This window comes from Pantoea sp. FN0307, assembly GCF_050113815.1.
Lineage (GTDB): Bacteria > Pseudomonadota > Gammaproteobacteria > Enterobacterales > Enterobacteriaceae > Mixta > Mixta alhagi.
The window spans coordinates 90,425-102,584 of sequence record NZ_JBNJSO010000005.1 but is presented as its reverse complement, the minus strand read 5'-3'; the positions used below and the strand labels follow the sequence as shown (position 1 = coordinate 102,584).

Annotated in this window: 10 protein-coding genes; 7 read left to right on the top strand and 3 right to left on the bottom strand. The window is 54.4% G+C overall.

Annotated features, from left to right (window positions below; genetic code table 11):
• The first annotated feature begins 16 nt into the window (after window positions 1–16).
• On the top strand, window positions 17–670 hold the full coding sequence (gene rluA, locus ACQE3Z_RS15280; RefSeq protein WP_426974446.1) for a bifunctional tRNA pseudouridine(32) synthase/23S rRNA pseudouridine(746) synthase RluA: 654 nt from the start codon (window positions 17–19) through the stop codon (window positions 668–670).
• Between the two features lie 651 nt (window positions 671–1,321).
• Here rluA and djlA read toward each other — a convergent pair.
• Window positions 1,322–2,149: a co-chaperone DjlA gene (djlA, locus tag ACQE3Z_RS15275; RefSeq protein WP_426974445.1), complete on the bottom strand. Its 828-nt coding sequence runs from the start codon at window positions 2,147–2,149 to the stop codon at window positions 1,322–1,324.
• Window positions 2,150–2,331: 182 nt separating this feature from the next.
• Between djlA and lptD the strand changes: the two genes are divergently transcribed.
• Genes lptD through apaH form a run of 6 tightly spaced genes read left to right on the top strand, consistent with a single transcriptional unit; the run spans window position 2,332 to window position 9,139 of the window.
• Complete coding sequence (gene lptD / locus ACQE3Z_RS15270; RefSeq protein WP_426974444.1) at window positions 2,332–4,695, top strand: LPS assembly protein LptD; 2,364 nt, start codon at window positions 2,332–2,334, stop codon at window positions 4,693–4,695.
• Window positions 4,696–4,748: 53 nt separating this feature from the next.
• Window positions 4,749–6,044, top strand: a complete 1,296-nt coding sequence (surA, locus tag ACQE3Z_RS15265) for a peptidylprolyl isomerase SurA (RefSeq protein ID WP_426974443.1) — start codon at window positions 4,749–4,751, stop codon at window positions 6,042–6,044.
• A complete protein-coding gene (gene pdxA, locus ACQE3Z_RS15260) occupies window positions 6,034–7,026 on the top strand; it encodes a 4-hydroxythreonine-4-phosphate dehydrogenase PdxA (protein ID WP_426974442.1) in 993 nt (330 codons plus the stop codon). Before surA ends, pdxA begins: the two co-directional genes overlap by 11 nt.
• Window positions 7,019–7,840, top strand: a complete 822-nt coding sequence (gene rsmA, locus ACQE3Z_RS15255; RefSeq protein ID WP_250651800.1) for a 16S rRNA (adenine(1518)-N(6)/adenine(1519)-N(6))-dimethyltransferase RsmA — start codon at window positions 7,019–7,021, stop codon at window positions 7,838–7,840. The genes pdxA and rsmA overlap by 8 nt, the downstream gene beginning before the upstream one ends.
• A gap of 4 nt (window positions 7,841–7,844) precedes the next feature.
• Window positions 7,845–8,222, top strand: a complete 378-nt coding sequence (gene apaG / locus ACQE3Z_RS15250) for a Co2+/Mg2+ efflux protein ApaG (RefSeq protein ID WP_085068036.1) — start codon at window positions 7,845–7,847, stop codon at window positions 8,220–8,222.
• Between the two features lie 53 nt (window positions 8,223–8,275).
• Complete coding sequence (gene apaH / locus ACQE3Z_RS15245) at window positions 8,276–9,139, top strand: bis(5'-nucleosyl)-tetraphosphatase (symmetrical) ApaH (protein ID WP_426974441.1); 864 nt, start codon at window positions 8,276–8,278, stop codon at window positions 9,137–9,139.
• A 30-nt stretch (window positions 9,140–9,169) separates the two neighbouring features.
• Here apaH and ACQE3Z_RS15240 read toward each other — a convergent pair whose 3' ends face one another.
• Both ACQE3Z_RS15240 and folA read right to left on the bottom strand, forming a co-directional pair.
• Window positions 9,170–11,053 carry a PhoX family protein gene (locus ACQE3Z_RS15240; protein ID WP_426974440.1) on the bottom strand — a complete coding sequence of 628 codons (1,884 nt, stop codon included), beginning with the start codon at window positions 11,051–11,053 and terminating at the stop codon, window positions 9,170–9,172.
• A gap of 106 nt (window positions 11,054–11,159) precedes the next feature.
• Entirely contained in the window at window positions 11,160–11,645 is a 486-nt protein-coding gene (gene folA / locus ACQE3Z_RS15235; RefSeq protein ID WP_237172446.1) for a type 3 dihydrofolate reductase, read from the bottom strand.
• Window positions 11,646–12,160: the final 515 nt, after the last annotated feature.

Genomic DNA, 12,160 nt, shown 5'->3' with positions numbered 1-12,160 from the left:
GGAGAACGCACAGGCTATGGAACCCTATAACCCGCCGCTGGAACCCTGGCTGCATATTCTGTATCAGGACGATCACATTATGGTGGTCAATAAGCCGAGCGGGTTATTGTCTGTGCCTGGGCGTCTTGAGGAGCATAAGGATAGTGTGATGACGCGTATTCAGCGTGATTTTCCGCTGGCTGAATCGGTGCATCGTCTGGATATGGCAACCAGCGGGGTGCTGGTTGTAGCGCTGAATAAAGCTGCAGAGCGCGAGCTAAAGCGTCAGTTTCGCGAGCGTGAGCCGGAGAAGAGCTATGTTGCCCGAATCTGGGGGCATCCGCAGAAAGACGAAGGTCTGGTGGATTTGCCGCTGATTTGCGACTGGCCAAATCGTCCAATGCAAAAAGTTTGTTTTGAAACCGGCAAGTCGGCGCAAACGGAGTATCAGGTGCTGGAGCGGGCGGCAGATAATAGCGCCCGTATTCAGCTGAAGCCGATCACCGGACGTTCGCATCAGCTCCGTGTGCATATGCAGGCGTTAGGTCATCCAATTTTAGGCGATCGTTTTTATGCGCATGAGGCGGCGCTGGCAATGGCATCTCGCCTACAGCTGCATGCGGAGTGGCTGACGATTACGCATCCCGCATTTGGCAATAAGATGACGTTTCGCCAGCCCGCCGATTTTTGATGCGTCAGCGGCGGTTTGATGCAGTCTGGATGCGCGCGCCGACGTCAGCGGCAGACGGGGCGCTCCGTAAAGACATCGTTAACCCATCCCTGGGGCCTCCGCCGCGTCATCCCTGACGCGGAGGCTTTACTCCGGCCCCGTCTGCCGCCTCCCTGAGCTTCCGGGTTGTCTGCTCGCCGCTGATTTAGCTATTGTGAATCCTGTTTGCCAATGACTTAAATAAGGTGTTACCTGCCGCCGCTTCTCATATTTCCGCGTCGCCTGCCCGCTACTGATTTAACTATCGTGAATCCTGTTTACCGCTTCCCTGAGCTTGCGGGTTCTCTGCCGCTGATTTGATCATCGTGATATCTGTTTGCCGTTGGGTTGGCACGATGTGGTTTACAAAGGTTAAGTATCGCAAGCGCGGGCTCAAGGGAGTGGGAGGGCCGGGGCCGTGAGGCGGACCTCCCGCGCCAGGGATGGCGCGGGCGGAGGCCCCAGGGATGGGTGCATGCCGTGCCGCCGATGGCCCCGGCCCTCCCGCGACCAGCACGGATTTGTCACAGACTGACGTCCGAGCCCCGTAATCAGCATGAACCTGCCGCAGACTAGCGCCCGAGCCCCGCAACCAGTGCACACCTGCCCGCAGACTGACGCCCGCCTGCTCAGCTATTTAAAATTCCTTTCCTTGCGAATCAGATCCCACGCAGCCTGAATCTCCTGCGCCTTCTGCTTCGCCATCTCCATCATCTCCGGCGGCAGCCCTTTCGCTACCAGCTTATCGGGATGATGTTCCGCCATCAGCTTACGCCAGGCGCGTTTAATGGTCATATAATCATCGGTGGGTTTCACGCCTAACACCTTACAGGCTGCCTCCAGCGTGGGTCCCTGCTGCGCGCCATAACCTTGCCCGCCCTGCCCGCTACCGCCCCACGAATGATATCCGCCGCCAAACTGCTGGCCGCCTTCCATCATGCGCAGAAACTGATCGAACTGCGTGCGCGAAATACCTAACTCTTCCGCGATCACATACAGCACCTGACGCTCGTTAGGATGCAGGGAACCATCGGCAAACGCGGCCTGAATCTGAATCTCTAAAAACATCCTGATCAGATCAAAGCGCCCAAAACAGGCGCTGCGTAACTCACGCAGCTTATGGCGCAGCGGATAATCGCTCTGCTTGCCTTCACGAAACGCCTGCTGCGCCTGGGCACGCGCCGTACCGTGCAGCTGCATGCGATCCATCTGCTGGGAAGCGATCTGAATATCCGCTTCGGTTACCCGGCCCTTGGACTTGGTAAGATGCCCCATCACCTGAAACGTGGTGCGGAAAAAAATCGACTGTCGGGTCTGATTGTTAGAAAACCAGGCTTTTCCCTGTGTCTCACGGATTTTATCGACTAAGTGGCCCAGCACCAGCCCTAGCAGCAGCCCCCAAAAGCCTGCTCCGGATAACAATCCCAGCAGTAGACCAATTACTTTTCCCCAATAGCGCATATACTCCTCAATTCGCCATGCCGAAGGCTAAAAATTGCATTATCATACCTGTCATTTATCTCACTGCCTAACGGCAACGCGGACAGACAAGGATTAACACTGGCGCAACGCAGTTCAGTACGTTAGTCTCTGACCGTTTTGTCGGCATGATGCCAGTAATTACGGAATTCTCGATACCGCGTATGAAAAAACGTATACCCACACTGCTGGCCACGATGATTGGCGCAGCGCTTTATAGTCAGCACGCCCTCGCCGACGATTTAATGTCGCAGTGTATGCTGGGCGTACCAAACTATACCCGTCCCGTGGTTCAGGGTGACGCCAATCAACTGCCGGTAACGATACATTCTGATGATGCGAAGGGTAACTATCCCGACGATGCGGTCTTTACCGGCAAAGTGGATATTCAGCAGGGCAACAGCCGCCTGCGTTCCGACGAAGTTCAGCTGCATCAGCGTCAACAGCCTGGCCAAACCACCCCGCTTCGCACCGTCGATGCGCTGGGTAATGTGCACTATGATGACAACCAGGTCATCCTGAAAGGTCCGAAAGCCTGGTCTAACCTGAACACCAAAGATACCAACGTCTGGAACGGCGATTATCAGATGGTGGGGCGTCAGGGGCGCGGCACCGCCGATCAGATGAAACTGCGCGGCAACAACCGCTACACCATCCTGGAAAACGGCACCTTTACCTCATGTCTGCCAGGCAGCAATAGCTGGAGCGTGGTCGGCTCGCAGGTTATTCAGGATCGTGAAGAGGAAGTGGCGGAAATCTGGAACGCACGTTTTAAAATTGGTGCCGTTCCGGTTTTCTACAGCCCTTACTTGCAGTTGCCGATCGGCGATCGACGCCGCTCTGGTTTCTTGATCCCTAACGCCAAATATAGCAACAATGATGGCTTCCAGTTTGCGCTGCCTTATTACTGGAACATCGCGCCGCAGATGGATGCCACTGTTACGCCAAACTATCAGAGCAAGCGCGGCCTGCAGTGGCAGAACGAATTCCGCTATCTGACCACCGCCGGTAGCGGCCTGATTGAATTTGACTATCTGCCAAGCGACGACGAATACAAGCGTGACGAAGCGACGCGTAAAAGCAAAGATGGCGACTCTAACCGCTGGCTCTTCTTCTGGCGTCATTCAGGGGTGTATGAACAGCACTGGCGCTTCAACGCCAACTACACCAAAGTCAGCGATCCTTACTATTTCAAGGATCTTGACTCTAAATATTATTCCACGACCGACGGCTACGCTACGCAGAAGTTCAGCATCGGCTATGCGGATACCAACTGGGACGCCACGCTCTCCAGTAAAGACTTCCAGATTTTTGATACCAACAGATCAAGCAACGTTTACCGTGCGCAGCCGCAGTTCGACTTTAACTACTACAAAAATGACCTTGGGCCATTCGATACGCGCCTTTATGCCCAGGCGGTGCAGTTCACCAACGTAAACGACAATCTGCCGGATGCGGTACGTTTGCACCTGGAGCCAACCATTAACCTGCCGCTGGCCAACGAATGGGGTAGTCTGAACACCGAGGCAAAACTGCTGGCGACCCACTACCAGCAGAGCAATGTTGATTATTATAACTCCCGCACCGGTAACGCAGATAATCAGTTAAAGGGAAGCGTTAACCGCGTTATGCCACAGTTTAAAGTGGATGGCCGCATGGTGTTCGAGCGCAACATGAACTGGGCGGAAGGCTATACCCAGACGCTTGAACCACGCATCCAGTACCTCTACGTTCCGTATCGCGATCAGAGCCATATCCAGGCGTATGACTCTACGCTGCTGCAAACTGACTATACCGGCCTGTTCCGCGATCGTACTTACAGCGGCCTTGATCGTATTGCTTCAGCCAACCAGGTCGCCAGCGGCCTGACCTCGCGGATTTATGATACCGATCTGGTTGAACGTTTTAACGTATCCGTAGGTCAAATCTACTCGTTTACCCCGTCGCGTACCGGGCTGAACAGTACCAGCGATGAAGATGACACCGGCAGCCTGATCTGGGCCGGTGACACCTGGTGGCGCGTTAGCGACCGTTGGGGCGTACGCGGTGGCCTTCAGTACGATACGCGTCTGGATAATATTGCGCAGGGCAACGCGGTGGTGGAATACCGTCGTGACGCTGACCGTATGGTGCAACTGAACTACCGTTACATCAGCCCGGAATATGTCGCCAGTGCGCTGAGCAGCCGTAATATTACCGGCGATCCGATTTACGAAAACGGTATTTCGCAGGTTGGGATGACGGCCAGTTGGCCAATCGCCGACTCCTGGGCCGTAGTGGGCGCGTACTACTACGATACCAAGGAGAAAAAGGCGGCTGATCAACTGGTAGGCTTACAGTATAGCTCCTGCTGTTATGCCATCCGCGTGGGTTACGAGCGTAAAATCAATGGCTGGGAAAACAGCGAAAGTAAGTACGAAAACCAAATCTCATTCAACATTGAGTTGCGTGGCCTGAGCCCGAACTACGGACTGGGCTCCAACCAGATGCTACGTGAGGGCATTCTGCCTTACCAGCGCGCTTTTTGATGTTGTAATGTTTGACAGGCAAACCCGCAGTGCGGAAAGAAAATGGAAAAAGTATGAAGAACTGGAGAATGCTGATACTGGGTGTGGCGCTGGCCGCTAACACCGCGATCGCAGCCCCGCAGGTAGTTGATAAAGTCGCCGCCGTGGTGAATAACGGCGTCGTTCTGGAAAGTGATGTTGATGGCATGATGCATTCGGTGAAAGCGCAGGCGCAGCAGGCTGGACAGCAACTGCCTGATGACCGCACACTGCGCCATCAAATTGTTGAACGTCTGGTGATGGATAACATTATCCTGCAGATGGGCAAGCAGATGGGCATACAGATCTCCGATCAACAGCTGGACCAGGCGATAGCTAACATTGCCGCGCAGAACCGGATGTCGCTGGATCAGATGCGCAGCCGCCTGGCCTATGACGGCGTTAATTACAACGCCTACCGCGAGCAGATCCGCAAAGAGATGCAGATTGCGGAAGTGCGTAACAATGAAGTACGCCGTCGCGTAACCATTCTGCCGCAGGAAGTCGAGACGCTGGCCAAACAGGTTTCTGCACAAAATACGCAGGGCACCGAACTGAATATCAGCCATATCCTGCTGCCGCTGCCGGAAAACCCGACGCAACAGCAGGTTGACGATCAGGAAACGCTGGCGAAACAGCTGATGAGCGAACTCAAGAGCGGCGCTGACTTCGGTAAGCTGGCAGTCACCTACTCCGCCGATCCGCAGGCTCTAAAGGGCGGCAACATGGGCTGGGGCAAAATTGAAGAGCTGCCGACTCTGTTCGCTCAGGCAGTAAGCACTGCGAAAAAAGGTGATATTGTTGGCCCTATTCGTTCCGGCGTTGGCTTTCATATCCTGAAAGTGAATGACCTGCGTGGTGAAAAACAGAATATTTCAGTGACCGAAGTTCATGCGCGTCATATTCTGCTGAAGCCATCGCCGATTCTTACCGATGACCAGGCCCGCCAGAAACTCACGCAGGTTGCTACCGATATTAAAAGCGGCAAAATCAGCTTTGCGGCAGCAGCCAGGCAGTTCTCTGACGATCCGGGTTCAGCGAACCAGGGCGGCGATTTGGGCTGGAGCTCACCGGAAATTTTCGATCCAGCCTTCCGTGATGCGCTGCTTCGTCTGCAGAAAGGCGAAACCAGTCAGCCGGTTCACTCCTCTTTTGGCTGGCACCTGATTCAGCTGCTGGACACGCGTCAGGTTGATAAAACCGATGCGGCGCAAAAAGAGCGCGCTTACCGTCTGCTGTTTAACCGTAAGTTCGCTGAAGAAGCGCAAACCTGGATGCAGGAACAGCGCGCCAGCGCCTATGTAAAAATTCTGGATGCCAATGCTCAGTAACGCTCGCGTTGTTATTACTCCCGGCGAACCCGCCGGGATTGGTCCCGATGTTACATTGCAGCTGGCGCAGCGCGACTGGCCGGTTGAACTGGTGGTTTGCGCCTCGCCCCAGCTGCTGATGGAACGTGCCCAACAGTTGGGTTTGCCGCTGACGCTACGCCAGTATCAACCGGGCACCCCTGCACAGCCGCAGCGGGCCGGTACGCTAACCGTTTTGCCGGTTGAACTGGCTGCGCCGGTTATGGCCGGAAAGCTGGCGGTAGCTAACAGCCACTACGTGCTGGCAACCCTTGCCCGTGCCTGCGATGGCTGTCTCAGCGGTGAGTTCTCTGCGTTAATTACCGGCCCGGTGCATAAAGGCGTTATTAACGACGCCGGTATCGCCTTCAGCGGCCACACCGAATTTTTTGCCGACCGCGCCGCCTGCGAACGCGTGGTGATGATGCTGGCTACCGAAGAGCTACGGGTCGCGCTGGCTACCACGCATCTGCCGCTAAAAGCGGTGTCAGACGCCATTACCGAAGCCAGCCTGCATGAAGTGATCTCTATTCTGCATCAGGATTTACAGCGTAAGTTTGGCATTAGCCAGCCGCATATTCTGGTTTGCGGCCTGAATCCGCACGCTGGCGAAGGCGGACATATGGGTCGTGAAGAGCTCGATACCATTATCCCGGCGCTGGATAAGCTGCGTCAGCAGGGCATGCAGCTCACCGGCCCGCTGCCGGCGGATACGTTGTTTCAGCCCAAATATCTCCAGCATGCCGATGCGGTTCTGGCGATGTATCACGATCAGGGCCTGCCGGTTCTGAAATATCAGGGCTTTGGCCGCGCGGTGAATATCACCCTTGGCCTGCCCTTTATCCGTACCTCCGTTGACCATGGCACCGCGCTGGAACTGGCCGGTCAGGGTAACGCTGATGCGGGAAGCTTCATCACGGCGCTTAATCTCGCCATCAATATGATCAAAGAAGTCAATGAATAATCGTGTCCACCAGGGTCATTTCGCCCGCAAACGTTTTGGACAAAACTTCCTTAACGACTCTTACATTATCGACAGCATCGTTGCGGCGATTCATCCGCAGCGCGGCGAAGCGATGGTAGAGATCGGTCCCGGCCTTGGCGCCCTGACTGAGCCCGTCGGCGAGCGCCTTGATGCGCTGACCGTTATTGAACTGGATCGCGATCTGGCTGCGCGTCTGCAAACCCATCCGTTCCTCGGCCCCAAGCTGACTATTTTTCAGCAGGATGCCATGACCTTCGATTTTGCCCAGCTCGCAGCTGAGCGCGGTCAACCGTTGCGTGTCTTTGGCAACCTGCCCTACAACATCTCTACGCCGCTAATGTTCCACCTTTTCAGCTATACTAGTGCGATCAAAGATATGCACTTTATGCTGCAAAAAGAGGTGGTCAATCGCCTGGTTGCTGGCCCGGACAGTAAAGCCTATGGACGTTTAAGCGTGATGGCGCAATATTATTGTCAGGTGATTCCAGTACTGGAAGTGCCGCCGGAATCCTTTACGCCAGCGCCTAAAGTGGATTCCGCCGTGGTTCGCCTGGTGCCGCATGCTGTGCAGCCACATCCGGTTGAGAGTGTTCGTGTGCTGAGCCGCATTACCACCGAAGCCTTCGGCAAGCGCCGTAAGACACTGCGCAATAGCCTTGGCCACCTGTTCAGCGCTGAGGTCATGGAAAATCTGGGCGTTGATGGCAGTCTGCGTGCGGAAAATGTCACCGTTGCGCAATATTGCCAGTTAGCAAACTGGTTATCTGCGCATCCCGAGTCGCAGGAGAGCTAAACGCATGATTGAGTCGTCCCGAGTTTGTGTTCAGGTACAGAGTTTTTACGTCGAATCGCAATCTGCCCCGGATGAAGATCGCTACGTATTCGCCTATACCATTACCATCCGCAATTTGGGGCACGAAAAAGTGCAGCTGCGTAGCCGTTACTGGTTAATTACCAACGGCAACGGGCGCGAAACGGAAGTTCAGGGCGATGGCGTTATCGGTGAACAACCCTCTATTGCGCCAGGCGATGAATTTCAATATACCAGCGGCGCAGTACTGGAAACGCCGATGGGCACTATGCAGGGGCACTATGTGATGATTGACGAACGAGGCGAACAGTTTCATGTCGACATTCCCGTCTTTCGCCTCGCGGTGCCTTCGCGCATTCACTGATGAGAAACCCGGCTACGGCCGGGTTTGCCGTTTCTTCTCCGGATAATTATTTCATGAGTACATACCTTATTGGCGATGTTCACGGCTGCTACGATGAACTGCACTCTCTGCTGCAACAGGTCGCCTTTGATGCTGAAAAAGATACGCTGTGGCTAACTGGCGATCTGGTCGCTCGCGGACCAGGCTCGCTGGAAGTGCTGCGCTATGTACGTTCGCTGGGCAGCGCGGTACGCATGGTGCTGGGCAATCACGATCTGCATCTGCTGGCGGTTTTCGCGGGCATCAGCCGTAATAAACCGAAAGATCGTCTCACTCCGCTGCTGGACGCGCCTGACGCGGATGAGCTTATCAACTGGCTACGCCGACAGCCGCTGCTACAGGTAGACGAAGAGAAAAAGCTGGTGATGGCACATGCCGGCATCACGCCGCAGTGGGATATTGAAACGGCAAAAATGTGCGCGCGAGAAGTTGAGTCTGTGCTCTCCAGCGACAGCTATCCGCTCTTTCTTGATGCGATGTATGGCGATATGCCGAATAACTGGACGCCCGAGCTCACCGGCCTGGCACGCCTGCGCTTCAGCACCAACGCGCTGACGCGGATGCGCTACTGCTTTCCGAATGGACAGCTGGATATGATTTGCAAAGACGCGCCCAATTCAGCGCCGCCACCGTTAAAACCCTGGTTTACTATCGCAGGCCCGGTAGCACGCGATTATACGATTATTTTTGGTCACTGGGCTTCGCTGGAAGGCAAAGGCACGCCGGAAGGGATTATCGGTCTGGATACCGGTTGCTGCTGGGGCGGCACGCTGACCATGCTGCGCTGGGAAGATCGTCAGCTGTTTATTCAGCCTTCTAACCGCCTGCAGGCCAGTGAAGCCGTAGAAACCACCCCAGCCGCGCTGCGCTCCGAATAATAACCGGGCCAGATGGCCCGGCATTGATTCTTATGCCCCGACAATACCGCCATCTTCGCGAGTGATCATGATCACTGAAGAGCGCGGACGCGGGCTGTTATGAGGGAAGTGAGAATCGCCCTCTTCTCCCGGGTGCTGTACGTTAACAAACAGGGTGCGATAATCTGGCGTAAAGGTGATGCCCGTTAGCTCACAGGATTTCGGCCCTACCATAAAGCGCCGGATTTCGCCGCTGTTTGGATCGCCAACCAGCATCTGATTATTACCCTGTCCCTGATAATCGCCCTCATTGCTGTATTTCCCGTCGGTCAGGATCCACAAACGTCCGGCGCTATCAAAGCCCAGTCCGTCCGGGCTGTTAAAGGTATTGTCTGCCGTGATATTAGGCGTACCGCGCTGCACTCCCTGCGGGTGCGCTATCGGGTTGCCGCACAGCACAAAAATATCCCAGCTGAACTGCTGCGCCGTGGCGTCGCCCTGCTCATCCCAGCGAATAATCTGGCCATAAATATTGTCGGGACGCGGGTTAGCCGCATCCACCGGCATCTTTTCATTACCGCGCTTGTTGTTATTGGTCAGTGTACAGTAGGCGCGACCGTCGTGCGGGTTCACCGCGATCCACTCAGGACGATCCATACGCGTGGCTTTCACCACATCCGCCGCCGCGCGCGCGTTAATCAAAATATCCGCCTGACTCTGGAAACCGTTTTCTGCAGTCAGTCCGTTTTGTCCGTGAACCAGCGCCAGCCAGCGGCCCGAGCCCTTCAGCGGCGTACCGCTTTTATCACCTTCGAACACCGCAACGTACAGCGTTCCCTCATCCAGCAGCGCTTTATTTGCTGCTGGATTAGCGTGATCAACTTTGCCCGTGGAGACATATTTATAGATATATTCGCCACGCTCATCGTCGCCCATATAAACCACCAGCTCACCGCTTTTTGCTACCGTCACCGCCGCGTTTTCATGTTTGAAACGCCCCAGCGCGGTTCGCTTTACCGGCACCGAGGCGGGATCGAGCGGGTCTATCTCTACGATCCAGCCGTGGCGGTTGAATTCGTTGGGATTTTTTGCCACGTCAAAACGATCGTCAAAATCGGACCAGTTGCGCTCCGGCTCGCTGGCGTTGAGCGTATAGCGTTTCTGCTGCGCTGTGGGTTTGAAATCAGCGGCTTTGGTGCCGAAGTAAGTATCGAAGTTCTCTTCGCAGGTGAGGTAAGTTCCCCAGGGGGTTTTGCCGTTGGCGCAGTTGCCAAAGGTGCCCAGCACCGTTTTCCCTTCAGGATCGGCTGCGGTTTGCAGCGCCGCATGGCCTGCTGCCGGTCCGGAAAAATGCATCAGGGTGTTGGCAGTAATACGACGGTTATAGCGTGACGGACGCACCACGCGCCAGCGATTATCTTCGCTACGTGCAACCTCAACGATCGATACGCCATGCCCCGCCTGCGATTTTTTTACATCTTCCAGGCTGGTCGCTTTGCTGCCGCCGTGAGGGAACAGGTACTGTTCGTTTACATACTCATTATTGATCGCCATTACGCCACGGTTATCATCCAGGGCGAAAAAGCTCATACCATCATTATTATCACCGAACTGCTTTTCCTGATCGGCAGCGCTGTTATTTCCCTGAGGATCGAACGCAGGCGCGCCATCCACCAGCGGCTCGCCCCAGGAGATAAGCACTTCAGCCCGATAACCCGGTGCGATAGTAATTTCATCAGCGGTAGAAGCAGGAACCGCCTTAAATCCCAACAGCGGGCTACCGTTTGGTGCTGACTGCACTTTAGCCAGAGCAGAAAAGCTGATGCCGCCGCCAAGAAAGCCTGCCAGCCCTAATGCGCCGGTTCCGGCCAGCAATTTACGACGCGCCGGGCTTGGCAGTGATTCCATGTTTAATTCAAGGATTTTATCGCTCATTTTGCATTGCTTCCCGTTATGGTTTCCCAGACTGGAAGCAATGCTAGAGGGCAAAAATGACAGCAATGTTACAGCTGGCGGATAAGGAAGCTTTTAACCGACGTTATCAGCGGCGCTCAAGAATTTCAAAGCAGTAGCTGTGGGAATTTTTCTCATCAGCGTCATGAAATTCACTGAATACTGACTGCCATTCATCCGGTTCGTAGTCCGGGAAGTGCGTATCGCCTTCTACTTCCGCATCAATGTGCGTCAGATAAATACGATCTGCGCGGTCCAGCATCTGCTCATAAATACGACCACCGCCAATGACCATGATCTCTTCAACGTCGCCCGCTGCTGCTAAGGCATCGTCCAGTGAGGTCACCCAGGTTACACCATCCGTTGCTTTTCCTGGCTGGCTGCTGACCACAATATTATGGCGTCCCGGCAACGGGCGGCCTATCGATTCCCAGGTCAGACGCCCCATAATCACGGGTTTATTCAATGTATTACGCTTAAACCAGGCTAAGTCCGCAGGCAGATCCCACGGCATAGCGTTTTCCATCCCAATAACGCGATCGGCTGCTAAAGCCGCTATCAGGCTTATCATCATAAATTCTCAACAGGGTGTAAAATTGGCGCCATCATACGTAAAGGCGAAACTTTCGTCGATAGCCTGATTAGTGGATTTACGTAAAGGTTTTTAAACCGTGACTGATGGTGACAAAGGCGGCTGTTCCAGGCCGATTCGGCACTTTTTCAGGAAAACGCAGCGGCGCATTGTCCTGAAGACATCGGCGAACGCCCTCTTGTTATAGTAAGCAATAATTTGGCTCATTGTTATGCGTTCAGAGCACTTATGCTATTCAACGGGGCTGGATATGCGGGCGATTATTTCTGTGCGGCGCGACAAGAAGTGGTATAACTTCCCTTGAATACTTCCTGAAATATCGATAACTTTAAGTTCAGTTCAATTGTTATTTCCTGTTTAATCTTTAATTCCCGGAATAGCCATCAATTTAAGGCCTACTCTTTGTAATTAAAAATATCAGGATATAGTATATTCCCTAATATAATTTTCTCTACAACCATTTAATAACAAATCAGTACGAACTCTTCGCCAGACGC

Coding starts and splice junctions, on each gene's coding strand:
- pdxA (WP_426974442.1), top strand. CDS start 6,034: ATGCTCAGTAACGCTCGCGTTGTTATTACTCCCGGCGAACCCGCCGGG.
- rluA (WP_426974446.1), top strand. CDS start 17: ATGGAACCCTATAACCCGCCGCTGGAACCCTGGCTGCATATTCTGTAT.
- folA (WP_237172446.1), bottom strand. CDS start 11,645: ATGATGATAAGCCTGATAGCGGCTTTAGCAGCCGATCGCGTTATTGGG.
- lptD (WP_426974444.1), top strand. CDS start 2,332: ATGAAAAAACGTATACCCACACTGCTGGCCACGATGATTGGCGCAGCG.
- apaH (WP_426974441.1), top strand. CDS start 8,276: ATGAGTACATACCTTATTGGCGATGTTCACGGCTGCTACGATGAACTG.
- ACQE3Z_RS15240 (WP_426974440.1), bottom strand. CDS start 11,053: ATGAGCGATAAAATCCTTGAATTAAACATGGAATCACTGCCAAGCCCG.
- rsmA (WP_250651800.1), top strand. CDS start 7,019: ATGAATAATCGTGTCCACCAGGGTCATTTCGCCCGCAAACGTTTTGGA.
- djlA (WP_426974445.1), bottom strand. CDS start 2,149: ATGCGCTATTGGGGAAAAGTAATTGGTCTACTGCTGGGATTGTTATCC.
- apaG (WP_085068036.1), top strand. CDS start 7,845: ATGATTGAGTCGTCCCGAGTTTGTGTTCAGGTACAGAGTTTTTACGTC.
- surA (WP_426974443.1), top strand. CDS start 4,749: ATGAAGAACTGGAGAATGCTGATACTGGGTGTGGCGCTGGCCGCTAAC.